Raw genomic sequence first — 22,293 nt, 5'->3', positions numbered from 1 at the left:
AGCTGTCGCTATCCCGGATGCTCGGATGCGTGGATCAAAGCGTCGGCAATTGTATCAAAACCAATTAGGTTGCAATAGCCATTGTCAGACAACTTCCGCGCAGACAGGCAGACTGCTGCGGCGCGCGCCGAGGCCCATGGAAAGCGGCCCGGCGGCGACCCGTTCCCTTATTACATCAGGCCGCTTCGCCCTTCAGCAGGGGATCCAGGCGGCCGGCCTGGTCGAGCGCGTACAGGTCGTCGAAGCCGCCGACGTGGGTGTCGCCCACATAGATTTGCGGCACGGTGCGGCGGCCGGTGCGCTGCATCATGATGACGCGCTGTTCCGGGTCGAGGTCGACGCGGATGCGTTCGATTTCGGTGACGCCCTTGGCTTCGAGCAGGCGCTCGGCGCGCACGCAATACGGGCAGCTGGCGGTGTGATAGAGAACGACGTGGGCTGACATGGTAATTCCTTTCGATTTATTTGGTCACGGGCAGGCCGGCAGCCGTCCAGGCTGCGATACCGCCTTCCAGGCTATAGATATCTGCAAACCCTGCGGTTTTCAACAGGCGCTCGGCCTTGGCGGCGCGGCTGCCGTTCTGGTCGACCACGATCACGGTCTTGATTTTGGCCTTGTCGAGTTCGCCGACGCGAGTGCCCAAGTCTGCCAGCGGAATGTTTTTCGCGTCGCGCAGGTGGCCGGCGGCGAACTCGTCGGCAGTGCGCACATCGATCACGGCGGTGGTCTTGCCGCGGTTGATCATCTGGGTAACCTGCATGGTCGAGGCCAGGCGGCCGCGCGGCGTCAGCGACGTCCAGAGCAGGGCAGCGCCGGAAATCACGGCGACCGCAACAGTGGGAAGATGGTCAAGGATGAAATTCACGAATGTTCCGTTGGTTGAACTGAATCCGCGCATTATAAAATAGAAGTTGCCGGACATTTTTCTACGAACTTTCTTTAAGTAAGAGCTTATGTACAAAATCGTATTCATGCGCCACGGCGAGTCCACCTGGAATCTCGAAAACCGTTTCACCGGCTGGACCGACGTCGATCTCACCGCCAAGGGTATCGAAGAGGCGAAAACCGCGGGCCGCCAGCTGCGCGAGGCCGGCTTCACCTTCGACCTGGCGTATACCTCGGTATTGACGCGTGCGATCCGCACCCTGTGGCTGGCCATGGACGAAATGGACATGATGTGGCTGCCGGTCAAGAACGACTGGCGCCTGAACGAGCGTCACTATGGCGCCCTGCAGGGCCTGGACAAAGCCGAGACCGCCGCCAAGTTCGGCGACGAGCAGGTGCTGGTCTGGCGCCGCAGCTACGATACCCCGCCGCCGGCCCTTGAAGAAAACGACGAGCGCACCTCGTTCGCCGATCCGCGCTACGCCGGCCTCGAGCGTGCAAGCATCCCCCTGACCGAATGCCTGAAGGACACCGTGGCGCGCGTGATGCCGGCCTGGGACGAGGAAATCGCCCCGGCCATCCGCGCCGGCAAGAAGATCCTGATCTCGGCCCACGGCAACAGCCTGCGTGCGCTGATCAAGATGCTGGACAACATCAGCGACGCCGACATCGTCGGCCTCAACATCCCGAACGGCACCCCGCTGGTGTACGAACTGGATGCCGACCTGAAGCCGATCCGCCATTACTACCTGGGCGACCAGGACGCGATCGCCGCCAAGATGGCTGCCGTGGCCAACCAAGGGAAGGCGAAGTAAGTCTTGCGCTTCCCCGTATCACGATCCGCCGCCGGCAAGCTGCTGTGCGGCTTGATGGCGTGCGCGCTGGCCTTCGGGTCGGTGCAGGCTGCGCCGCGTCAAACCGAGCGCAGCAAGCAGAAAGCGGCCGCTGAAGCCTCGCGCGCCGCCATCCAGCAAAAACTCGGCGCGCTGAAGAAGGACATCAGCCGCACCGAGAGCGAAAAGGAAGACGCTGCCGACGAGCTGTCCGCATCAGAAGAAAAAATCTCGGACGCCACCCGCGCGCTGCGCGAACTGGCCGAAGAACAGGCTGCGACCAATACCAAGCTGAAAGACCTGGCCAACGAGCAGGAGCGTCTGGCCAAGACCATCGCCTCCCAGAAGCAGCAACTCACCAAGATGCTGCGAGAACATTACGTCGCGGGTAACGAAGACCGCATCAAGCTGCTGCTGTCGGGCGACAATCCGAACCGGATCAACCGCGACCTGCAAATGATGGCCTACGTATCGCAGGCCCAGGCTAAGCTGTTGACTTCGCTGCGCGGCAACCTGGCCGCGGTCGAGGCCAACCACGCATCGACCCAGAACGCCAAGGACGAACTCGAAGAGATCGCCGGCGAGCAGCGCGACCAGAAGGCGCTGCTGGAAAAGGAAAAGGCGAAACGCGCCACCCTGCTGGCCAATTTGTCGAGCAAGCTGGTCAACCAGCGCAAGCAGGCCAGCAGCCTGGAGCGCGACGAACAGCGCATGAGCGGCCTGGTCGACGAGCTGACTCGCATCATCCGCGAACAGGAAATCGCTGCCGCCGCCGAGCGCAAGCGCCAGCAGGCCTTGGCCGAAGCACGCGCCAAGGCCGCCGCCGAAGCCAAGGCGCGCGCGCTGGCGCGTGCCAAGGCGCTGCAGGCCGAGCGCGAGCGCCTGGCCCGCGAAGCGGCCAGGACCGGCAAGCCGGCGAAACCGCTGCCGGTGCCGGAAGAGCCGAAGGTGGCGGCCGAGCCGGCGCCGGAAGAGAAAGCGCCGCCGCCGCAGCGCCGCGCCGATACCGCGCTGGCCTCGAACCTGCCGAGCGGCGCCTTCGAAAGCCTGCGCGGCCGCATGCCGGCGCCGGTCGCCGGCCGCGTCGCCGCCCGCTTCGGCACCAAGCGCGCCGACGGCCCGGCCTGGCGCGGCGTGTTCGTCAAGGCGCCGCAGGGCACCGACGTGCGCGCGGTCGCGCCCGGCCGGATCGCCTACGCGCGCGGCATGCGCGGCTGGGGCAATGTGATCATCATCAACCATGGCGGCGAATACCTGTCGATCTACGGTTTCAATGAGACGCTGCTCAAGCACGAAGGCGATACTGTGAAGGCGGGCGACGTCATTGCCAGTGCCGGGAATACCGGCGGCAACGAGGAATCGGGGCTATACTTCGAGCTCAGGCATCTGGGCAAGCCGATCGACCCGGCCGGCTGGGTCAACTTCTAGGAATCACATGGGTAACAAACTCAAGAACCTTGGCCTGATCGGCATCGGCATGGTCGCCGGCGTGGCTGCCACCGTGCAGTTCTCGGCGTTCGCGCAAAAGGCTGCGGAATCGCCGCTGCCGCTGGACGAACTGCGCCAGCTGGCCGACGTGTACGGCCTGATCAAGAGCGACTACGTCGAAAAGGTCGACGACAAGAAGCTGCTGTCGGATGCCATCGCCGGCATGGTCGCCTCGCTCGACCCGCACTCGGTCTACCTCGACCAGAAGGACTTCGCCGAGATGCAGGAAGAGGTCGAGGGCAAGTTCGTCGGCGTCGGCGTCGAAGTCGCGATGGAAGACGGCTACGTCAAGATCGTGACCCCGATCGAGGACACGCCCGCCTACCGCGCCGGCATCAAGGCCGGCGACCTGATCACCCGTATCGACAACGTGCCGGTCAAGGGCCTGTCGCTGGACGACGCCATCAAGCGCATGCGCGGCGAGGCGCACAGCAAGGTGATGCTGACCATCGCCCGCCGCGGCGCCGACGCGCCCTGGGTGGTGCCGGTCGAGCGCCAGGAAATCAAGGTCGCCAGCGTCAAGGGCAAGATCGTCGAGCCCGGCTACGCCTGGCTGCGCATCAGCCAGTTCCAGGAAGAGACCGTGGACGAGCTGGCCGCCAAGATCAAGGAGCTGTATGCCCAGAACCCGGCCATCAAGGGCCTGGTGCTGGACCTGCGCAACGATCCGGGCGGCCTGCTGCCGAGCGCGATCGGCGTGTCCGCCGCCTTCCTGCCGCAGAACGAAGTCATCGTCTCGACCAAGGGCCAGCTGGCCGAATCGAACGCGACCTTCTATGGCCGGCGCGAGTTCTATGCGATGAAGCCGGGCGCGGATCCGCTCTCGAAACTGCCGGCCGCACTGAAAACCGTGCCGATGGTGGTGCTGGTGAACACCGGCTCGGCCTCGGCCTCGGAAATCGTCGCCGGCGCGCTGCAGGATTACAAGCGCGCCATCGTGCTGGGCAGCCAGACCTTCGGCAAGGGCTCGGTGCAGACGCTACGCCAGCTGACCGAAGACACCGCCGTCAAGCTGACCACGGCACGTTATTACACGCCGAAAGGCCGCTCGATCCAGGCGCTCGGCATCGTGCCCGACCTGAAAGTCGACGAGACCGCGGAAGGCGACGGCCTGAACGCGATGCAGGTGCGTGAAGCCGATCTCGACCATCATCTGGTCAACGAGGGCGAGAAGGCCGTCACGGTATCGGCCGCAGCAGCCTCCGCCGCCAAGGCCAAAGCGCGGCGCGACGAGCTGGAAGAAGAGCAGCGCGCACTGGCCCTGCTGAAGAATGCCAAGCCGCTCGAGTTCGGCGGCAAGGACGATTTCCAGCTGGCGCAAGCCATCAACCACTTCAAGGGCTTGCCGGTACGCCTGGCGAAAGTGGATGCGGAGGGCGACAAGGCGGCGCCGGCGCAGTTGCCGGGCGAAGAGCAGAAGCCGCCCGAGCTCAAGGGCGCACCGAAAAAATAATGCACGACCAGCAACTGCTGCGCTATTCGCGCCATATCCTGCTCGACGAGATCGGCATCGAAGGCCAGCAGCGCATGCTCGACGCGCATGCGCTGGTCATCGGCGCCGGCGGCCTCGGCTCGCCGGCCGCCATGTACCTGGCCGCCAGCGGCATCGGCCGCATCACGTTGGTCGACGACGACACGGTCGATCTGACCAACCTGCAGCGCCAGGTGATGCACACGACGGCGCGCGTCGGCCAGCCGAAGGTCGAGTCCGGCCGTGAAGCCCTGTTGCAGATCAATCCCGACATCGCCGTGGTGGCCTTGCGCGAACGCGTGGGGCCGGCCCGTCTGGCGGAACTCGTGGCAAGCGCCACTGTCGTACTCGACTGCAGCGACAATTTCGCGACCCGCCATGCGGTCAACCGCGCCTGCGTCGCCGCCGGGGTGCCGCTGGTGGCCGGCGCCGTGATCCGCTTCGACGGCCAACTGTCGGTCTACGACATGCGCGATCCGGCTTCGCCCTGCTACGCCTGCCTGTTCCCGCCGGACAGCCGTTTCGAAGACGTTGCCTGCAGCACGATGGGCGTATTCGCACCCCTGGTCGGGGTCGTCGGCGCCGTGCAGGCCGCCGAAGCGCTGAAGCTGGTGGTCGGCATCGCGCCGTCGCTGGCCGGGCGCCTGCAGATGCTGGATGGCCGGGCCATGGAATGGAGCGAGGTGAGGGTGGCGCGCAATCCCGCCTGTCCGGTGTGCGCGGGCCGCGCCGCCCCGTGCAGCGACCGATAAAGGTGTCATTCATGACCGCCTGCCTTACAATTGGAAAAGCTTGTAAGGTGGTCTTTGCCAGTCAAACCGACTTATACTAGATCGTTTTTACCGACTCTTATCCATAGATTGAGCCATATGCAAAATGTTTCGCAACGCCTGAAGGGCCAGCGCCGCCAGCGCGGCTTCACCCTCGTCGAGATCATGGTGGTCGTGGTCATCATCGGCATCCTCGGCGCCCTGGTCGTGCCCAAGCTGCTGGGCCGTACCGGCGAGTCGCGCGTGACCGCCGCCCGCGTCGACATCTCGACCCTGATGTCGGCCCTGAAACTGTACAAGCTCGATAACCAGCGCTACCCGACCACCGAACAGGGCCTGCAGGCGCTGATCCAGAAGCCGACCACCGGCCCGGCCGCCAACGGCTGGAAGGAAGGCGGCTATGTCGAACGCCTGCCGAAAGACCCGTGGGGCAATGCTTACCAATACCTGTCGCCGGGCATCCATGGCGGCGAAGTCGAAATCATGTCGCTGGGCGCGGATGGCCAGCCGGGCGGTACCGGCGAAGATGCCGACGTCGGTTCCTGGGACAACAAGTAAACAAGCGAGGAGCGCTTATCCCGATGACCACGCGCGCGCGCGGGCTGTTGCGCCGGACCGGTACACCGGGCCCCGGTGCGCCGGCCCCAGGATCGCCTGCCGGCGGCTTCACCCTGGTGGAAATCATGGTCGTGATGGTCATCATCGGCATCACGCTGGGACTGGTATCGATCAACGCCATCCCGAGTCCGCGCCAGGACCTGCAGGACGAGGCGCGCCGCCTGTCGCTGCTGCTGCAGCTGGCGCGCGACGAGGCGATCGTGCGCAACCGCCCGGTCACCTTCGAAGCCACGCCCGAGCGCTATCACTTCCTGGTGCGTAACGAAACGCGCTGGGACCCGATCACCAGCGACGACCTGCTGCGCGAGCGCGATTTCCGCAATGCGCCGCTGACCCTGCTGCTGGAACCGGGCAGCGCTGGCACCGCCAATCCATTGCGCATCACCTTCGGCCGCGAACCGGTCGACAAACCCTTCCTGCTGACCCTGGCCAGCGGCGACATCCGCGTCGCGATCCGGGCCGACGGCGTCGGTCATTTCACGGTCGAATGAGCCCATGAACCTGCGTATTCCATCGCGGCAGCGCGGCTTCACCCTGCTCGAAGTGCTGGTGGCGCTGGTCATCGTCGGCACCGCATTGGGTGCCGGGCTGCGCGCAGTCGGCAGCCTGAGCACGAACAGCTCCGGGCTGCGCACGGCGATGATGGCGACCTGGTCGGCCGAGAACCGCCTGGTGCAGATCCGCCTGAGCCGGCAATTCCTGGGGATCGGCAAGCGCAGCTTCGACTGCCCGCAAGGCGATCTGCACCTGGTATGCCAGGAAGAAGTCTTTTCCAGCCCGAATCCGCGTGTGCGCCGGGTCGAGGTGTCGGTGTTCGACATCGCCAATCCGAACCGGCGCATCGTCAAGCTGGTGCAAGTGGTGCTGAGGCGGGCATGAGGCACCTGGCCCGCCGGAGCGGCTTCACCCTGGTCGAACTGCTGGTCGCGATCAGCATCCTGGCCATCGTCGCCGTGCTCGGCTGGCGCGGCCTGGACAGCATCGTGCGCGCCCGTTCCTCGCTCACCACGCAGATGGAAGTCACGCGCGGCATGCAGCTCGCCTTTGCCCAGCTGCAGAGCGACTGCGAGCACATCACCCGTCCCGAAATCCTCAACGGGCGGCCCTACCTGTTGATCGGCAACGACCGCATCACCATGGTGCGCGACGTGTTCACGGAAAACCAGCCATCGCGCCTGCAGGTGGTGGCTTACCGCATCGTCAACGGCACCCTGATGCGGCGCGAATCGAACGTCACCCGCGACCTGGCCGAGCTCGACGCCCTGTGGCAGGCCTCCACCAGTGACACCGACACCGGTGGCGCCGTGGCACTGCAGGGCGGCGTCGCCGGCATGCAGGTGCTGGTGTGGCAGAACGATGGCTGGCGCCAGGCTGTCGCGACGATCAATACCGTGGCGCAGAGTGCGACCGGGGTGTCGCAGGAAGCGACCGGCCTGCAGGTCGCCTTGCAGCAGCAGGGGCAGGAAGTACCGCTCAGCAAATTCTTCCTGGTAGGGGAGCCGTGATGCCGGCACGATCGATACGGCGCCGCTGGCGCCAGCGCGGGGTGGCGGTGATCACCGCACTGCTGCTGACCACGCTGGCGGTGGCCATCGTGGCCAGCCTGTTCTGGCAGCAGCAGGTGCAGGTGCGTTCGATGGAAAACCAGCGCTTGCATCTGCAGACCAAGTGGATCCTGCGCGGCGCGCTCGACTACACATCCCTGATCCTGGACACGTTCAGAGGTGGCTACACCAGCCTCGACCAGGCGTGGGCGCTGCCGGTGGCCGAAACCCGGCTCGACCAATATATTGAGCGCGAGCGGGTCGCGGGCGAAAATTTCGACGCAACTTTGTCCGGCAATGTCACGGACGCGTCGGCGCGTTACAATTTACGCAATCTGGCTAGTGCGAACGGGCCGGTACAGGAGCAGGTCGCGCTGTTCTCGAACCTGCTGCGCATCCTGCAGATGCAGCAGTCCCTGGCCGACCGGGTCGCGGAGTACGTGGCCGCCACGCTGCCGCCGGTGGCAGTACCGGCCGAGGGGGCGCCAACGCCAACGCAGCGGCGCAGTACGGTCAACGGCAAGCCGATCAGCCTGCTGCAAGTGGACGATCTGCTGGCGGTGCCCGGTGTAACGCAGGAAATGATCGAACGCTTGCGGCCTTTCGTGATTGTGCTGCCGTCTGGCAATACGTTGACGAAGGTGAATGTAAATACGGCGCCGCCGGAGCTGCTGGCGGCATTGGTCTCGAATATGTCGGTGTCGGAAGCGAACACGCTGGTGGCCCAGCGCAAGCAGGCGCCGTGGAAAGACATGGCTAATTTCCAGCTTGCATTGGGTAACCGTACCGTGATCGGGGGCGATACGGCGGCAGTGACGAGCGAATGGTTCCTGGTCGACAGCCGCATCCGGCTCGACCGCGCCGCGCTGGATGCGCAGTCGCTGATCTACCGGCCGTCGATGCCGGTCGCCGGCGGCACCCGCGTGATGTGGACCCGCGAGAACTAACAAGAAAGCGAGACGGTTTGACTACACTCTATATCCGGCACCCGGCCCGCGCCGAAGGCGAACATGCGCTGAGCCGCTTCGCCCTCGTCAACGACGGCGGTGTCATCGAGCAGCAGGGCGAAGGCCCGCTGCGCAACCTGGGCGACCTGGTCGGCACCGCGCGCCGGGTCGTGCTGCTGCTGGCCGGCGCCGACGTCTCCCTGCTGTCGGTGCAGGCGCCGCCGCTGACGGGCGCACGCCTGAAGGCGGCGCTGCCGGCCCTGGTCGAGGAACACATCCTGGGCGACCCCGAGGATTCGGTGCTGGTGGCCGCACCCGAGCAGCCCGACGGCACCCGTCCGATCGCCGTGGCCGACCGCGACTGGCTGGAAGCCATCGTGCGCGCCCTGTTGGCCCAGGGCGCGCGCGCGGTCGCCGCCATCCCCGCCCAGCTGTGCCTGCCGCTGCAGCCGGGCAGCGTGTCGGCCGCCGTCGATGGCGCCGAGCTGACCCTGAGGCAAGGCCTGTTCCAGGGCTTCGGCCTGGCCCTTGAAGCGGTCCCGGCCGTTGTGCTGCAGACCGCGCGCGCCTTCAGCGGCGATGCTCCGCTGGTGCTGTACGTGCCGCGCGCCCTGTTCGGCGAATACCAGGTGCTGGCCCAGGAAGCCGGACCCGGCATCACGCTCGAGACCGACGACTGGGCGCACTGGATCGCCGCCTCGCGCAGCACCGCGCTCGACCTGGTCAGCGGCCTGGGCGCGGCCGGCACCCCGGTGCGCGACTGGCGCCGCTGGCGCTGGCCGCTGCGCCTGATCCTGCTGGCGCTGGCGATCAACATCATCGGCCTGAATCTCGACTGGCTGCGCCTGAAGCGCGAAGCCGCCACCGTGCAGCAGTCGATGACCCAGACCTTCCGCCAGGTGTACCCGCGCGACCCGGTGGTCGATCCGGTGATCCAGATGCGCCAGAACATGGCGCGTGCGCGCGCCGGCACCGGCGAGCTGTCGCCCGACGAATTCACTTACCTGGCGGCGGCGTTCGGCGAAGCTGCACGTGCCATCGGACGCGAACCCGGCATTGCATCAATCGAATACCGCGAACGCGTGCTGTCGGTCAAAGTCAAACCAGGAACGGCCGACCCCGGCTTGATCGGGCAGCTACGCACGGCCCTGGCCGCGCGCGCGCTGACCCTCGACACCACCACGCCGGGCACCTGGGTCATCCGCAGCGGCGAACGCAGTACCGGCACCGGAAATACCGCAGGCAGTACAGGAGCCACGCAATGAGCATTGCCACCACCATCGCCCAGTATCGCGAGCGCGCCAACGCGCTCTGGCTCGCGCGCACCGAGCAGGAGCGCCGCTTCCTGGCCGTGGGCGGCGCCGTCGTGCTGCTGGCCATCCTGTACCTGCTGCTGGTCGATCCCGCGGTCGAAGGCCGTGCCATGCTGCGCCGCCAGCTGCCGCAGCTGCGCCAGCAGGCGGCCGAACTGCAGGCCATGGCCCAGGAAGCCGGCGCGCTGGCGCGCGCGCCCGCGACCCAGATCCCGCCGATCACGCGCGAAGCCGTCGACACCAGCCTGAACAGCCGCGGCCTGAAGCCGCAATCGCTGGCGATGACCGGCGAATACATCAAGCTGCAGTTGAATAACGTACCGTTCGCCGGCCTCGCCAACTGGCTCGACGAGCAGCGCCGTGCCAACCGGGTGCTGGTGCAGGACGCCACCGTCACCGCGTTACCCACGGCCGGCCAGGTCGATGCCAGCCTGACGCTGCGGCAGAACACCGGCGCGGCCCAATGAAGCGGGCCGTACTGTGGGGTGTGCTGGCCGCGCTGGCGGTGGCCGTCACGATCCTGGCGTTCCTGCCGGCCACGTGGCTGGGACCGATGGTCGAGCGCCAGACCGGCGGCCGTTTGACTCTGGGGGATGCGCAGGGTACGCTGTGGCGCGGCTCAGCCTTCGTGGGTGGCGCGCCGGGCGAGGGCGGGGCGGTCACGCCGCTGCTGCCGGGCCGCTTCAGCTGGCGCCTGTCGCCGCTGGTGCTGTTCGGCCAGGTCAGCATGGACCTCGCCAACAGCGAGGCGCTGGCGCAGCCGGTGCGCATCAGCGGCAGCTGGTCGCAGTGGCAGGTCAGCGCCGGCGAACTGCTGCTGCCGGCCGAAGGTTTGTCCGGTCTCGGTGCGCCGCTGAACACGCTGGCGCCGTCGGGCACCATCAAGCTGTCCTGGAACCTGCTGGATATCGCGCGCCAGGGGCAGGCGGTGGCGGTGAGCGGACGCACGGTGCTGGCCATGAGCGACATGGGATCGCGCATCAGCCCGATCAAACCGCTGGGCAGCTACGAAATGGCAATGGACTGGCGCGGCCAACAGGCCGACTTGACCCTGCGCACAGTCCGCGGCGCTCTTTTGTTGTCTGGTAGTGGTGCACTGGAAAATGGCCGCCTGCGCTTTTCGGGACAGGCGCAAGCGGCCGAAGGATATGAAGACACGCTGGGCAACCTGCTCAACCTGCTGGGCCAGCGCCGAATGGTGAACGGCAAGAACATAATCGCACTCGAGTTTAGATAATGAAAAATAATCCGCAAGTCCCGGCCTTGCGCCGTATCGCAGCGGGCGCCATGTTGTGCTGCGCCATCCTCTCGGCCATCTCGCCGGTGACCGCCCTGGCCCAGGACGGCAGCGGCGCGGCGCTCAACTTCGTGAATGCCGACATGGAATCGGTGATCAAGGCGGTCGGCCATTACACCGGCATGACCTTCATCGTCGACCCGCGCGTCAAGGGCACGATGAGCCTGGTGTCGGAACGCTCGCTCACCAAGGCGCAGGCCTTCGCGCTGCTGACTTCGCAGCTGCGCCTGCAGGGTTACGCGGTGGTTACCGGCGACGGCTTCGCCAAGGTGGTGCCGGAAGCCGAAGCCAAGCTGCAATCCTCGCCGACCCAGGTCGGCGTCGGCGGCGCGCGCGCGCGCGGCGACCAGATCGCGACCCAGGTCTATCGCCTGCAGCACGAGTCGGCCGCCAACCTCACCGCGGTGCTGCGGCCGCTGATCTCGCCGAACAACTCGATCATGGCCGATCCGGGCAACAACAGCCTGGTGATCACCGATTACGCCGACAACCTGCGCCGCCTGTCGAAGATCATCGCCGCCCTGGACGGCCCGACCACCGCCGACCTCGACGTGATCCCGATCCGCAACGGCATCGCCAGCGACGTGGCCACCCTGGTCACGCGCCTGCTGGAACCGAGTGCCGGCGGCGACTCCGGCCGCGTCACCGTGCTGGCCGACGCCCGCACCAATTCGGTGGTCGTGCGCGCCCCCTCGGCCGGACGCGCCAACATGGCCAAGAGCCTGATCGCCAAGCTCGACCAGCCGACGGCCGAACTCGGCAACATCCACGTGGTGTACCTCAAGAATGCCGACGCCAGCAAGGTCGCCCAGACCCTGCGCGCGGTGGTGTCGCAGGATTCGTCGGCGGTGCCGGTGCAGCAGCAGGGTACCGCGGGCGGCTCGATCCAGTCCGGCACCGCGGGCGCCGGCGGTGCCGGCGCTGGCGGCCTGGGCGGCGGCCTCGGCGGCAACCAGCAGCAGAGCAGCATCGGTGCCGGCGGCACCGGTGGCACCTTCGCCCAGCAGAGCCAGGCCACGGCCGGCGGCGCCGGCGGCGGCCAGGGCTCGGGCTTCATCCAGGCCGACGCCTCGACCAACAGCCTGATCATCACCGCGCCGGACGCGCTGTACCGCAACCTGCGCGCCGTCATCGACCAGCTCGACGTGCGCCGCGCCCAGGTCTACATCGAAGCGCTGGTGGTCGAAGTCAATGCCGCCAAGGTATCGGAGCTGGGCGTGCAATGGCTGGGCCTGTCCGGCAACGACGCCAGCAAATACCGCGTCGGCGCGCTGCAATCCTTTAATACCAACGGCAGCAACAACATCGTCAACCTGGCGGTGGCCGCCCGAAGCGGTCTCAGCGGTACGACCGGCAGCTCGATACCGACCCTGGGCGGGCTGTCGGTCGGCGTGTTCCGCCAGATCAACGGCGCACTCGGCCTGGGCGCGATCGCCCACGTGCTGGAAACCGACGGCGACACCAACATCCTGTCGACCCCGAACATCATCACGCTGGACAATGAACTGGCGACGATCAAGGTCGGCCAGAACATTCCGATCCTGACCGGTTCGTTCACGACCACGGCCAGCGGTTCCAGCAACCCGTTCCAGACGATCGACCGCAAGGACATCGGCCTGCTCCTGAAAGTGCGCCCGCAAATTTCCGAAGGGGGTACGATCAAGATGGCGATCTACCACGAGAACTCGGGCATCGACAATTCGGTCGCCTCGACCTCGGGCATCGTGACCACGGTGCGCGCGATCGAAAACAACATCATCGCCGACGATGGCCAGATCGTGGTGCTGGGCGGCCTGATCTCGGACGACCAGAGCAGCAACGAAGAGCGGGTACCAGGCTTGTCCAGCCTCCCGGTGGTGGGCAACCTGTTCAAGTACCGCACCCGCAACCGTACCAAGCGCAACCTGATGGTGTTCCTGCGTCCGGTCGTGGTGCGCAGCAAGGAACAGAACAGCAGCATTTCGATGGACCGCTACGACTACATGCGCGCCGCCGGCGCCGAGCTCCAGCAGAACAACGACGGCAACATCATGCTGCGCGATCTCGGCACGCCGGTGCTGCCGCCGCTGACCAATGGCCAGCCGCCGGTCGGCAACGGCACGATGGCGACGATGCCGCCGCCGGCACCGGTCGCTCCGCGTCCGGGCCAGGCCACCGGTACCGGCACGGGTACCAGCGCGGGCCAGCCGGTGCGGCCGGTGCAGCCCGGCCAGCCGGACTATCGGCCGGCGCAGCCGTCGCCGTCGGATTACCGTCCGGCCCAGCAAAACTAAGCGCAATCCAGCCGAACCAGCAGAACCAAGCAGAATCGAGGAACCATGAACAACCTGTTGCCTTACGCATTCGCACGTGACTATGGCGTGCTGGCGCGTTCCAACGGCGACCCGGCGCAAGCCGTCGAAGTGCTGGTGTCGAATGCAACCAAGCCGGCGGCGATCGCGGAAGTCTCGCGCCGCTTCGGCCGCATCGCGCTGCGCCGCATGGAACGCGCCGACCTCGAGGCCGAGATCGCGTCCGCCTACCAGTCCGGAGGCGGCGACGCCTCCCAGGTGGCCGACGAGTTCGATGCCGACCTCGATCTCACCAAGCTGCTGCAGGACGTCCCGGCGATCGAAGACTTGCTCGAATCGTCCGACGACGCCCCCGTCATCCGCATGATCAATGCGCTGCTGACGCAGTCGCTGCGCGAGGGCGCCTCCGATATCCACATCGAACCGTTCGAGCAAACCTCGGTGGTGCGCTTCCGCATCGACGGCGCGCTGCGCGACATCGTGCGTCCCCGTAAAGCGATCCACGCGTCGCTGATCTCGCGTATCAAGATCATGTCGGCGTTGGACATTGCCGAAAAACGCCTGCCGCAGGATGGCCGCATCACGCTGCGCATCGGCGGCAAGCCGGTCGACGTGCGCGTCTCGACCTTGCCGACCGGCCACGGCGAGCGCGCCGTGCTGCGTCTGCTCGACAAGGAAGCCGGCCGCCTCGATTTGAGCCACCTCGGCATGAGCGAGCAGATGCTGCCGAAGTTCGACAAGCTCATCAATCAGCCGCACGGCATCGTGCTGGTGACCGGCCCGACCGGCTCCGGCAAGACGACCACCCTGTACGCCGCGCTGTCGCGCCTGAACGCCTCGACCACCAACATCATGACGGTGGAAGACCCGATCGAATACGACCTCACCGGCATCGGCCAGACCCAGGTCAACGCCCGCATCGACATGACCTTCGGCAAGGCCCTGCGCGCGATCCTGCGCCAGGACCCGGACGTGATCATGATCGGCGAGATCCGCGACCTGGAAACGGCGCAGATCGCGGTGCAGGCCTCGCTCACCGGCCACCTGGTGCTGGCAACCCTGCACACCAACGACGCGCCGTCGGCGGTGACCCGCCTGCTCGACATGGGCATCGAGCCTTTCCTGCTGTCGTCGTCCCTGCTGGGCGTGATGGCGCAGCGACTGGTGCGCAAGCTGTGCCCGTACTGCAAGAAACAGGAAGGCGGCACCTGGCATGCGGTCGGCTGCGACCGCTGCGGCCACACCGGCTACCAGGGCCGGGTCGGCGTCTACGAACTGCTCGAAACCAACGAGAAAATTCGTGCGCAGATCCACAACCAGGTGTCGGAAGCCGAGATCCGCGACGCCGCGATCGCATCCGGCATGCAGACGATGCGCGAAGACGGAGAACGCTGGGTGCGCGAAGGCATCACCACCGAAGCCGAACTGCTGCGCGTGACGAAGGCGGACTGACGCATGCCGGCCTTCCGCTACGAAGCCGTCGACACCGGCGGCATTACCCGCAAGGGCGTCCTCAACGCCGACAGTCCGCGCGCCGCGCGCGCCGACCTGCGCCTGCAGGGCCTGACGCCGCTCACGGTCGAAGCCATCAGCGCCCAGCTCGACGAGAGCGGGGTGGCCAAGGCGCGCGGCTTCGGCGAGCGCCTGTCCCAGGTCGAGCTGGCCCTGTTCACGCGCCAGCTGGCCAGCCTGCTGGAAGCCGGCCTGCCGCTCGAGCAGGCGTTCACGGCATTGCTGGAACAGGCCGAGCGTCCCTATGTGCGCGACCTGATCGCCTCGATCCGTTCCGAAGTCATGGGCGGCGCCTCGTTTTCCAGTGCGCTGGCACGCCATCCGCGTGATTTCGCCGAGATCTACCGCGCGCTGGTGTCGTCGGGCGAGCAGATCGGCCAGCTGTCGCGTGTGCTCTCGCGCCTGGCCGACTACATCGAACGCCGCAATGCGCTGGTGCAGCGGGTGCGGCTGGCATTCACCTATCCGGCCATCGTCACCGTGGTCGCGTTCGCCATCGTCATCTTCCTGCTGACCTATGTGGTGCCGCAGATCGTTTCGGTGTTCGCCAACACCAAGCAAAAGCTGCCGGTGCTGACCGTGATCATGCTGGGCGTATCGAACTTTACGCGCGCCTATGGCATCTACGTCGCATTGATCGTCATCGCGGCCTGGTTCAGCTGGCGCCGGGCCTTGCAAAATCCGGTGCTCAAGCGGCGCTGGCACACCTGGCTGCTGACGGCACCGGTGTACGGCAAGTTCGAGCGCAGCCTGAACACGACACGCTTCGCCAGCACGCTCGCCATCACCACCGGCTCCGGGGTGCCGATCCTGCGCGCCCTGGAAACCAGCCGCGACACGCTGTCGAACGTGGCCATGAAGGAACTGGTGGAATCGGCGACCGCCAGCGTGCGCGAAGGCGTCAGCCTGGCGCGCGCGCTGTCGGCGCAAAAGCTGTTCCCGCCGATGCTGGTGCACATGATCCGCGCCGGCGAGATCACCGGCGAACTGCCGGCCATGCTCGAGCGCGCCTCCAATTCGCAGCAGGCCGACCTCGAGCGGCGCACGCTGACCATCGCCGGCCTGCTCGAACCGGTGCTGATCCTGGCCATGGGCCTGGTCGTGCTGCTGATCGTGCTGGCGGTGCTGATGCCGATTATTGAAATCAACCAGTTGGTGCGGTGACAAGGAAATAGATGAACAAGCGCTTGCCCTTAATTCTGAGCCTGGCCGGCCTGATCCTGCTGGCGGCTTCGCTCGCCTACTGGATCCTGCAGCTCTACCAGCCGCCGCAGCGTCCGCTGGCAGCGGTGCCGCACAGTGCCCCGCCGAATCCGGACATCACTGCCGCTGCCGGCCTGTTCGGCGGGCAGGTGGCGGTGGCCACCGCCACCAATTACCAATTGACCGGCATCGTGTACGCCGGGCGCGACAGCGTGGCGATCATCGTCGCCGACGGCGCGCCGCCGAAAGCCTTGCGGGTGGGTAGGGAATTGTCGTCCGGCATCAAGCTGGCCGAAGTCTATCCGCGCTATGTGATGCTGTCCGATGGCGGCGTGATGAAACGTATCGATTTACCGGCCGATACCAAGTCGGTAGCGCCGATCGGCGCCGCTGGTGCTGCAGGGGGCGCCAACCAGGGCGTCAACAATGGGATGATGGCGCCGCAGGGACCACAAACCCCGGCCGGCGGCGATGCCGGACCGGCACTCGGCTCAGCGATTCCACCGGGCGCAGCTCCGGCCGACAACCCGCAGCCCGAGCCGCCGATGTCGCCGGGCGCCGTGTCCTCGCAGATGCCGGGCAGCGGCCAGATCGGGCCGTCTGGCCAGGCCCCGGCCCAGAACAACGCACTGTCGGCGCCGGTGCAGATGGCGCCGCCGACGCGCGGGATGGCAAGCCCGGGCCAAGTTCCCACCGCCACCCAATAAGCTCGGTCAAAAGCGGCCAGGGCGTTGTTGCAGCGCCTCGCCGTGCTAAAGCCGGGATGCCGGCCACACTGTCTTCGCCGCTGCGCCTAGCCTCAGCGCCGCAAGGCCGTGAACGCCGCAAATTCCCACGACCTGAATCCCACCAGCAAAGTAAAGCCATCGCGCTCCTGCGGCGGGAGCCGGCGGTCGTTGCGGTGCATGCGCGCCAGTTCGCCGGCCAGTTGGTGGATGCGTTCGGCCAGTTCGCCCGCGCTCGCCAGCGACAGCCGCGCCGGCAGGCACATCAGCGTTTCGCCGGGACCGTCGAAGCGGCCGTTGAAATAATCGCCGACGACGTTGTCGCGGAAAAAGCGTTGCACCGGACCATCCGGCAACCAGCGGAAGGCATTCGAGACGCGTAGGCTGTAGCGGTTCAGCGGTTTCAGTTCGATCACGCCGAGACGGTCGAGTTCCACCAGCAAGCCGATGCATTCGGCTTGCGTCAAACGGTAGGTTTCGACAACTTGCTCCAGGCTCCAGTGCCCGAGGCAGCAAATTGCCACCAGCAGCAGGCGTGGATTGGCGACCAGCGCATTTTCCTGCACCAGCGTCAGCGTGTCGGCCTGGGGCCGGGCGTCGGCTGCACGGCGCAGCACGTCTTCCATGGCGATGCCGGCCGCCTGGCAGATCTGTGCCAGGCGCGACAGCGTCATGTCCTTCTGGCCGAACATGCGTTTGATGCTGGACTCGCTCATCGCGATACGCTCGGCTAGGGTTTTATAGGTGATGCCCGCGGCACGCAGTTCGGCGCGCAGCACATCCAGCAGCATGTCGGGGGAGCTCATGGGATTTGTGCATTCATGACTTGGTGGGATTACTCCAAGTCATCGAATGTACAGAAGATGGGAAGTCAGTTCAAGGCGAAAAACATTGCCTATATGCACGTCTAGTGGCGTCGCAAACAATGTGATGCGGGCGCTTATTCGTCCTCGGGTTCCAGCTTGGTCTTCTTCAGCGCCCGCTTGGCGGCCAGCCGCTCGCTGGCCTCGGGCTTGGCGTGCGGCCCGGCCGCACGCGCCTTGGCGAAACCCGCGAACGGGTTGCGCGGTTTCAGGGCGGGAAGCGGCGCCGGCGTGGCGCGCAGACGCATCTTTTGCCGGGTTGCCAGTGCTTTATTCGCCATTGCCGCTTCCTTTCCTTCGATACCTTGCTAATTACAATACGTAGCGCGACAGGTCTTCGTTGACCGCCAGCGCATCCAGCCGCTCGTTCACGTAGGCGCTGTCGATGACCAGGGTCTCACCCGACTTGTCGGTGGCCGAGTACGAGATCTCTTCCAGCAGCTTTTCCATTACCGTGTACAGGCGGCGCGCGCCGATGTTCTCGGTACGCTCGTTCACCGAATAGGCGATCTCGGCCAGGCGATGGATGCCGTCGTCGGCGAACTCGAGCTTGACGCCTTCGGTCGCCAGCAAGGCCTCATATTGCTTGGTCAGGCTGGCGTCGGTCGAGGTCAGGATGCTCTTGAAGTCGTCGACCGACAGCGCTTCCAGTTCGACGCGGATCGGGAAGCGGCCCTGCAGTTCCGGGATCAGGTCCGACGGCTTCGACAGGTGGAACGCGCCCGAGGCGATGAACAGGATGTGATCGGTCTTGATCATGCCGTACTTGGTGTTTACCGTGGTGCCTTCGACCAGCGGCAGCAGGTCGCGCTGCACGCCGGCACGCGAGACGTCGGGACCGCCATGTTCCGAACGGGTGGCGATCTTGTCGACCTCGTCCAGGAACACGATGCCGTTCTGCTCGACGTTGGCGATCGCCTTCTGCTTCATCTCGTCTTCGTTGACGAGCTTGGCGGCTTCCTCGTCGATCAGGATCTTCATCGCTTCCTTGACCTTCATCTTGCGCGCCTTCTTGCGGCTGCCACCGGCGCCGGCGAACATCGACTTGATCTGTTCCGTCATTTCTTCCATGCCCGGCGGCGCCATGATTTCCATCTGCGGCGCTGCCTCGGCGACGTCGATTTCGACTTCCTTGTCGTCGAGCGCGCCTTCGCGCAGGCGCTTGCGGAAGGTCTGCCGGGTGGTATCGCCTTCCTTGCTTTCGGCGGCGCTGACGTTGAAGCCGAAATCGCGCGCCGGCGGCACCAGGATGTCGATGATGCGGTCTTCGGCCGCGTCTTCGGCACGCTGGCGCATTTTCTTCATTTCGGTGGCGCGGGTCTGCTTGACGCCGATGTCGATCAGGTCACGGATGATGGTGTCGACGTCTCGGCCGACATAGCCGACTTCGGTGAACTTGGTCGCTTCGACCTTGATGAAGGGCGCATCGGCCAGCTTCGCCAGGCGGCGCGCGATCTCGGTCTTGCCGACGCCGGTCGGGCCGATCATCAGGATGTTCTTCGGGGTGATTTCGTGACGCAGCGGTTCGTCGACCTGCTGGCGGCGCCAGCGGTTACGCAGCGCGATCGAGACCGCGCGCTTGGCCTTGCCCTGGCCTACCACGTGCTTGTCGAGTTCCGAGACGATTTCGGCGGGGGTCATATTCATGATCTTGCTAATTTGCATTTGCTTGCCTTTTGCTCGCGCGCTCAGTCGAGCGTTTCGATGATGTGCGACATGTTCGTATAGATGCACAGCTCGCCGGCGATGGTCAGCGCTTTCTTGACCACGTCCGCCGGGGCGAAATCCGTGTTTTCTTGCAGCGCCTTGGCGGCTGACTGGGCGTAGATGCCGCCGGAGCCGATCGCGCCGATGCCGTCTTCGGGTTCGAGCACGTCGCCGTTGCCGGTGATGATCAGTGTTTTCTCGCGGTCGGCCACCAGCAGCATCGCTTCCAGACGGCGCAGCACGCGGTCGGTGCGCCAGTCCTTGGCCAGTTCGACCGAGGCGCGCAGCAGGTTGCCCTGGTGTTTTTCCAGTTTCGCTTCGAAGCGGTCGAGCAGGGTAAACGCGTCGGCCGTGCCGCCGGCAAAGCCGCACAGCACCTTGTTCTGGTAGAGCTTACGCACCTTGCGTGCCGAGCCCTTCATGACGACGTTGCCCAAGGTAACTTGTCCATCGCCACCCAGTGCAACCTGGTTGCCGCGCCTTACGCTGACGATCGTCGTGCCGTGAAATTGTTCCATATTTGCCTCGTGATTAATCTGCTCACCGCAATTGGGGATGCGATGTGGAATTACAAGAAGAAACATGAAATGCAGGGCAGCGGACGCGCATGGCGGCCCTGGCGCGCTTCAATAGCGGTGCGTGTACAGGCGGATCGGCTCGCCGGCCCCGAGCAGGCGCAGCAGGGCGGCGACGAGGTGATTCAGGTCGCGCAGTTCGATCCGGCGTGGGCTGTCATCGCCGTTTTCGGCAAGCGCACGCAGCCGCGTCACCAGCAGGGCGGCGGCACCGTAGTCGATGCGCGCCAGGTGAGAACAGTCCAGTACCAGCAGGGGGCGGTCCTGGGCATAGGCATCGATGGCGGCCAGCAGGGACGGACTGCCGCCTTCGATGACGGCGGGCAGCAGGAAGCGGTCGCCCTCGATGCCGGCGCTGCTGCCGGCACTGTCGTCGGTGCTGATGCTGAGCGCGGTCCGCGCCGGCGCCTCGAACGAGGGTGGGGACACCTCGAAGGTGACGCAATAATCCATCGCCGTCTCTTCGAAATCCTTTTCGCGGTTCATCAGGAGCAGCAGTTCGAGCAGCAGCAGCCAGGGCGCCTGGCTGGCCGTGCCTTCGCCGATCGCCAGCATCGGACGCAGCACACCGACCAGGTGGTCGGCCCCGGCCAGCACCAGTTCGCGCCCGGCGCGGCGCAAGGCTTGCAACGTATCGAGGAGCACCGCACAGCCCTCCGGCGTGGCGCCGGTGACCGCGCTGAATTCGATCCGCACCGGCGGCGCGGAAGCTGCACTGGACGCCGATCCAAGTGCGCCTGCTGCCGGCGCCTGTAGCCGCGCCAGCCGGGCACCGGCACCGGCGTCGAGGCAGCCGCTCAGGCTGGCGGTCGGGGTAACGCCGGAAAACGCCGGACTGCCCGCGCCGCCGCCGGCCCCCGGGACAGTGCCGGCCGGTGCGCGGTAGGCCGGCGGCGAGGTCTCGAAGTGGCTGGCGTAATCGATCGCGATGCTGTCGAAGGCTTCTTCGCGCGCGCCGGCCTGGTACAGATCGAACAGCATCCACCACGGCATGCGGTCATTGCTATTGCTGCTCAGGCTGGCGCGCAGCGACTGTTCGGCTGCGTCGGACTGGCCGTTGGCATACAGGATCGCCGCTTCCTCGACCGCCGGCGCGCTGGAGGGTGCGGCGGCCGCGCCCAGGGCGCTGTCGAGTCCGGACAGGCCATCGGTATCCAGGCCGCCATCCAGGAGCGTGACCGGCGCCGCGCCGGCGGCCCCGGTGCCGGTGGCACCCGGTACCCCTGCGCCGCCGGCGCCGGCAGCCAGTGCCGCCACCGCTGCCGGAGCCCGACGCGGGCTGCTCCAGGCGTCGTCGTCGAAAATGTCGGACGCCATCTCGAGCTCGATCTCGTCGATCTTGGCCGCGGTGGCACGCGCGATCTCGCGCTGGCGCTCGCGTTCGGCCTCGGTATCGAGGGGCATGCGCGTGCTGGGACTGGCCGCAGCGGGACGCGGGCGTGCCTCCGCCGGCGCTGGCGGCGCATCGCTCTTTTTCTTGAGAAAGGAGAACAGTCCCACATCGTTCCTTTGCTGTCTTCGCCGGTCGAGACAGTAGCACGGCGGCGCGCCAGGGGTGGTGCGCACACCTGAGTTGCGTCAAGCATCCGGCAGGCCAGCGTTAGTGTATCCGATGGGAAACTTTTTTACGTGAACATGTGCACCCGTGCGCAGGCCGTAAATGAAAAAAGCATGCGGCAGGCGCATGCTTTTTCATGGGTGCGTTCAGCGCGACCCGCGCGCGGCGCGGGGAGCGGCAAGGCAGGGCGAACGATCAGTCGCCGTACAGCTTCTGCTTCAGCTCGCGGCGCTGCTGGGCTTCCAGCGACAGGGTCGCGGTCGGACGCGCGATCAGGCGCGGGATGCCGATCGGCTCGCCGGTTTCCTCGCACCAGCCGTATTCGCCGGACTCGATCGAAGCCAGCGACTGCTGGACTTTCTTGAGCAGCTTGCGTTCGCGGTCGCGGGTGCGCAGTTCGAGCGCGTGCTCTTCCTCGATCGTGGCACGGTCGGCCGGATCGGGTACGAGCACGGTTTCGCGCAGGTGTTCCGTAGTCTCGCCGGCATTTTTCAGCAGCTCTTTTTCGAGCTCCTGCAGGCGGTTCTTGAAGAACGCCAGCTGTGCCGGGTTCATGTAATCCTCGTCGCTCATCGCCCGAATCTCTTCGTCCGTCAAGAGGCGTTCGTCGGGCTGCGCCACGGTATTCGGTTTCGTTGTTTTAGTCATGACTTCACTTACCTTTGATACGACAGAGTTTCCATTTTATCAGC

The 22,293-nt window shown here is 66.1% G+C and carries 24 protein-coding genes; 16 read left to right on the top strand and 8 right to left on the bottom strand.

Annotated features, from left to right (window positions below):
• Nucleotides 1-175: 175 nt before the first annotated feature.
• Both grxC and U1H99_RS13310 read right to left on the bottom strand, forming a co-directional pair.
• Nucleotides 176-445, bottom strand: a complete 270-nt coding sequence (gene grxC / locus U1H99_RS13315) for a glutaredoxin 3 (RefSeq protein WP_323142221.1) — start codon at nt 443-445, stop codon at nt 176-178.
• A 16-nt stretch (nt 446-461) separates the two neighbouring features.
• The gene (locus U1H99_RS13310; RefSeq protein WP_323142670.1) at nt 462-866 is read right to left on the bottom strand and encodes a rhodanese-like domain-containing protein; all 405 of its coding nucleotides are present in this window, start codon (nt 864-866) and stop codon (nt 462-464) included.
• Between the two features lie 88 nt (nt 867-954).
• On the opposite strand from U1H99_RS13310, the gene gpmA reads away from it, so the two are divergent.
• The 16 genes from gpmA to U1H99_RS13230 all read left to right on the top strand — a co-directional run bounded on the left by gpmA (nt 955) and on the right by U1H99_RS13230 (nt 16,880).
• Entirely contained in the window at nt 955-1,701 is a 747-nt protein-coding gene (gpmA, locus tag U1H99_RS13305) for a 2,3-diphosphoglycerate-dependent phosphoglycerate mutase (RefSeq protein WP_323142220.1), read from the top strand.
• A 54-nt stretch (nt 1,702-1,755) separates the two neighbouring features.
• Nucleotides 1,756-3,147, top strand: a complete 1,392-nt coding sequence (locus U1H99_RS13300; RefSeq protein WP_323142669.1) for a murein hydrolase activator EnvC family protein — start codon at nt 1,756-1,758, stop codon at nt 3,145-3,147.
• 7 nt (nt 3,148-3,154) lie between these two features.
• The gene (locus U1H99_RS13295) at nt 3,155-4,660 is read left to right on the top strand and encodes a S41 family peptidase (RefSeq protein WP_323142219.1); all 1,506 of its coding nucleotides are present in this window, start codon (nt 3,155-3,157) and stop codon (nt 4,658-4,660) included.
• Nucleotides 4,660-5,430: a HesA/MoeB/ThiF family protein gene (locus U1H99_RS13290; RefSeq protein ID WP_323142218.1), complete on the top strand. Its 771-nt coding sequence runs from the start codon at nt 4,660-4,662 to the stop codon at nt 5,428-5,430. Before U1H99_RS13295 ends, U1H99_RS13290 begins: the two co-directional genes overlap by 1 nt.
• Nucleotides 5,431-5,547: 117 nt before the next feature.
• Nucleotides 5,548-6,006: a type II secretion system major pseudopilin GspG gene (gene gspG / locus U1H99_RS13285; RefSeq protein WP_141836052.1), complete on the top strand. Its 459-nt coding sequence runs from the start codon at nt 5,548-5,550 to the stop codon at nt 6,004-6,006.
• Between the two features lie 23 nt (nt 6,007-6,029).
• The gene (locus tag U1H99_RS13280; protein WP_323142217.1) at nt 6,030-6,557 is read left to right on the top strand and encodes a GspH/FimT family pseudopilin; all 528 of its coding nucleotides are present in this window, start codon (nt 6,030-6,032) and stop codon (nt 6,555-6,557) included.
• Between the two features lie 4 nt (nt 6,558-6,561).
• A complete protein-coding gene (gene gspI, locus U1H99_RS13275) occupies nt 6,562-6,945 on the top strand; it encodes a type II secretion system minor pseudopilin GspI (RefSeq protein WP_323142216.1) in 384 nt (127 codons plus the stop codon).
• Nucleotides 6,942-7,571 (top strand): PulJ/GspJ family protein, encoded by a 630-nt coding sequence (locus tag U1H99_RS13270; protein WP_323142215.1) that lies wholly within the window; start codon nt 6,942-6,944, stop codon nt 7,569-7,571. The genes gspI and U1H99_RS13270 overlap by 4 nt, the downstream gene beginning before the upstream one ends.
• Nucleotides 7,571-8,557, top strand: coding sequence for a type II secretion system minor pseudopilin GspK (gspK, locus tag U1H99_RS13265; protein ID WP_323142214.1), 987 nt, complete (start codon nt 7,571-7,573; stop codon nt 8,555-8,557). Before U1H99_RS13270 ends, gspK begins: the two co-directional genes overlap by 1 nt.
• A 17-nt stretch (nt 8,558-8,574) precedes the next feature.
• Entirely contained in the window at nt 8,575-9,822 is a 1,248-nt protein-coding gene (gene gspL / locus U1H99_RS13260; protein WP_323142213.1) for a type II secretion system protein GspL, read from the top strand.
• Nucleotides 9,819-10,337, top strand: a complete 519-nt coding sequence (locus tag U1H99_RS13255; RefSeq protein WP_323142212.1) for a type II secretion system protein M — start codon at nt 9,819-9,821, stop codon at nt 10,335-10,337. Before gspL ends, U1H99_RS13255 begins: the two co-directional genes overlap by 4 nt.
• Entirely contained in the window at nt 10,334-11,107 is a 774-nt protein-coding gene (gspN, locus tag U1H99_RS13250; protein WP_323142211.1) for a type II secretion system protein N, read from the top strand. Before U1H99_RS13255 ends, gspN begins: the two co-directional genes overlap by 4 nt.
• Nucleotides 11,107-13,440 (top strand): type II secretion system secretin GspD, encoded by a 2,334-nt coding sequence (gene gspD, locus U1H99_RS13245; protein WP_323142210.1) that lies wholly within the window; start codon nt 11,107-11,109, stop codon nt 13,438-13,440. Before gspN ends, gspD begins: the two co-directional genes overlap by 1 nt.
• Nucleotides 13,441-13,485: 45 nt before the next feature.
• The gene (gspE, locus tag U1H99_RS13240; protein WP_323142209.1) at nt 13,486-14,910 is read left to right on the top strand and encodes a type II secretion system ATPase GspE; all 1,425 of its coding nucleotides are present in this window, start codon (nt 13,486-13,488) and stop codon (nt 14,908-14,910) included.
• Between the two features lie 3 nt (nt 14,911-14,913).
• The gene (gene gspF / locus U1H99_RS13235; protein ID WP_323142208.1) at nt 14,914-16,134 is read left to right on the top strand and encodes a type II secretion system inner membrane protein GspF; all 1,221 of its coding nucleotides are present in this window, start codon (nt 14,914-14,916) and stop codon (nt 16,132-16,134) included.
• Between the two features lie 11 nt (nt 16,135-16,145).
• A complete protein-coding gene (locus U1H99_RS13230; protein WP_323142207.1) occupies nt 16,146-16,880 on the top strand; it encodes a type II secretion system protein N in 735 nt (244 codons plus the stop codon).
• 92 nt (nt 16,881-16,972) lie between these two features.
• Here U1H99_RS13230 and U1H99_RS13225 read toward each other — a convergent pair whose 3' ends face one another.
• From U1H99_RS13225 to dksA, 6 genes are all read right to left on the bottom strand, one after another.
• Entirely contained in the window at nt 16,973-17,704 is a 732-nt protein-coding gene (locus tag U1H99_RS13225) for a helix-turn-helix domain-containing protein (protein ID WP_323142206.1), read from the bottom strand.
• A 134-nt stretch (nt 17,705-17,838) separates the two neighbouring features.
• Nucleotides 17,839-18,042, bottom strand: coding sequence for a hypothetical protein (locus U1H99_RS13220; protein ID WP_323142205.1), 204 nt, complete (start codon nt 18,040-18,042; stop codon nt 17,839-17,841).
• A gap of 31 nt (nt 18,043-18,073) precedes the next feature.
• Nucleotides 18,074-19,408: an ATP-dependent protease ATPase subunit HslU gene (gene hslU, locus U1H99_RS13215; protein WP_323142204.1), complete on the bottom strand. Its 1,335-nt coding sequence runs from the start codon at nt 19,406-19,408 to the stop codon at nt 18,074-18,076.
• Between the two features lie 41 nt (nt 19,409-19,449).
• Nucleotides 19,450-19,986, bottom strand: coding sequence for an ATP-dependent protease subunit HslV (gene hslV, locus U1H99_RS13210; protein WP_141836011.1), 537 nt, complete (start codon nt 19,984-19,986; stop codon nt 19,450-19,452).
• A 108-nt stretch (nt 19,987-20,094) separates the two neighbouring features.
• A complete protein-coding gene (locus tag U1H99_RS13205; RefSeq protein ID WP_323142203.1) occupies nt 20,095-21,543 on the bottom strand; it encodes an STAS domain-containing protein in 1,449 nt (482 codons plus the stop codon).
• A gap of 253 nt (nt 21,544-21,796) precedes the next feature.
• A complete protein-coding gene (gene dksA / locus U1H99_RS13200; protein WP_323142202.1) occupies nt 21,797-22,249 on the bottom strand; it encodes an RNA polymerase-binding protein DksA in 453 nt (150 codons plus the stop codon).
• Between the last annotated feature and the right edge of the window lie 44 nt (nt 22,250-22,293).

This window comes from Massilia phyllosphaerae (assembly GCF_034659755.1).
Lineage (GTDB): Bacteria > Pseudomonadota > Gammaproteobacteria > Burkholderiales > Burkholderiaceae_D > Telluria > Telluria phyllosphaerae.
This window is presented reverse-complemented; position numbering and strand designations above follow the sequence as displayed.

Bases quoted from the DNA above. Each gene is read 5' to 3' on its own strand.
- dksA (WP_323142202.1), bottom strand. From the start codon at position 22,249: ATGACTAAAACAACGAAACCGAATACCGTGGCGCAGCCCGACGAACGC.
- hslV (WP_141836011.1), bottom strand. From the start codon at position 19,986: ATGGAACAATTTCACGGCACGACGATCGTCAGCGTAAGGCGCGGCAAC.
- hslU (WP_323142204.1), bottom strand. From the start codon at position 19,408: ATGAATATGACCCCCGCCGAAATCGTCTCGGAACTCGACAAGCACGTG.
- U1H99_RS13295 (WP_323142219.1), top strand. From the start codon at position 3,155: ATGGGTAACAAACTCAAGAACCTTGGCCTGATCGGCATCGGCATGGTC.
- gspG (WP_141836052.1), top strand. From the start codon at position 5,548: ATGCAAAATGTTTCGCAACGCCTGAAGGGCCAGCGCCGCCAGCGCGGC.
- U1H99_RS13300 (WP_323142669.1), top strand. From the start codon at position 1,756: ATGGCGTGCGCGCTGGCCTTCGGGTCGGTGCAGGCTGCGCCGCGTCAA.
- gspN (WP_323142211.1), top strand. From the start codon at position 10,334: ATGAAGCGGGCCGTACTGTGGGGTGTGCTGGCCGCGCTGGCGGTGGCC.
- gpmA (WP_323142220.1), top strand. From the start codon at position 955: ATGTACAAAATCGTATTCATGCGCCACGGCGAGTCCACCTGGAATCTC.
- gspE (WP_323142209.1), top strand. From the start codon at position 13,486: ATGAACAACCTGTTGCCTTACGCATTCGCACGTGACTATGGCGTGCTG.
- U1H99_RS13270 (WP_323142215.1), top strand. From the start codon at position 6,942: ATGAGGCACCTGGCCCGCCGGAGCGGCTTCACCCTGGTCGAACTGCTG.
- gspI (WP_323142216.1), top strand. From the start codon at position 6,562: ATGAACCTGCGTATTCCATCGCGGCAGCGCGGCTTCACCCTGCTCGAA.
- U1H99_RS13230 (WP_323142207.1), top strand. From the start codon at position 16,146: ATGAACAAGCGCTTGCCCTTAATTCTGAGCCTGGCCGGCCTGATCCTG.
- gspF (WP_323142208.1), top strand. From the start codon at position 14,914: ATGCCGGCCTTCCGCTACGAAGCCGTCGACACCGGCGGCATTACCCGC.
- gspD (WP_323142210.1), top strand. From the start codon at position 11,107: ATGAAAAATAATCCGCAAGTCCCGGCCTTGCGCCGTATCGCAGCGGGC.
- U1H99_RS13225 (WP_323142206.1), bottom strand. From the start codon at position 17,704: ATGAGCTCCCCCGACATGCTGCTGGATGTGCTGCGCGCCGAACTGCGT.
- U1H99_RS13290 (WP_323142218.1), top strand. From the start codon at position 4,660: ATGCACGACCAGCAACTGCTGCGCTATTCGCGCCATATCCTGCTCGAC.
- U1H99_RS13220 (WP_323142205.1), bottom strand. From the start codon at position 18,042: ATGGCGAATAAAGCACTGGCAACCCGGCAAAAGATGCGTCTGCGCGCC.
- grxC (WP_323142221.1), bottom strand. From the start codon at position 445: ATGTCAGCCCACGTCGTTCTCTATCACACCGCCAGCTGCCCGTATTGC.
- gspK (WP_323142214.1), top strand. From the start codon at position 7,571: ATGCCGGCACGATCGATACGGCGCCGCTGGCGCCAGCGCGGGGTGGCG.
- U1H99_RS13255 (WP_323142212.1), top strand. From the start codon at position 9,819: ATGAGCATTGCCACCACCATCGCCCAGTATCGCGAGCGCGCCAACGCG.
- U1H99_RS13280 (WP_323142217.1), top strand. From the start codon at position 6,030: ATGACCACGCGCGCGCGCGGGCTGTTGCGCCGGACCGGTACACCGGGC.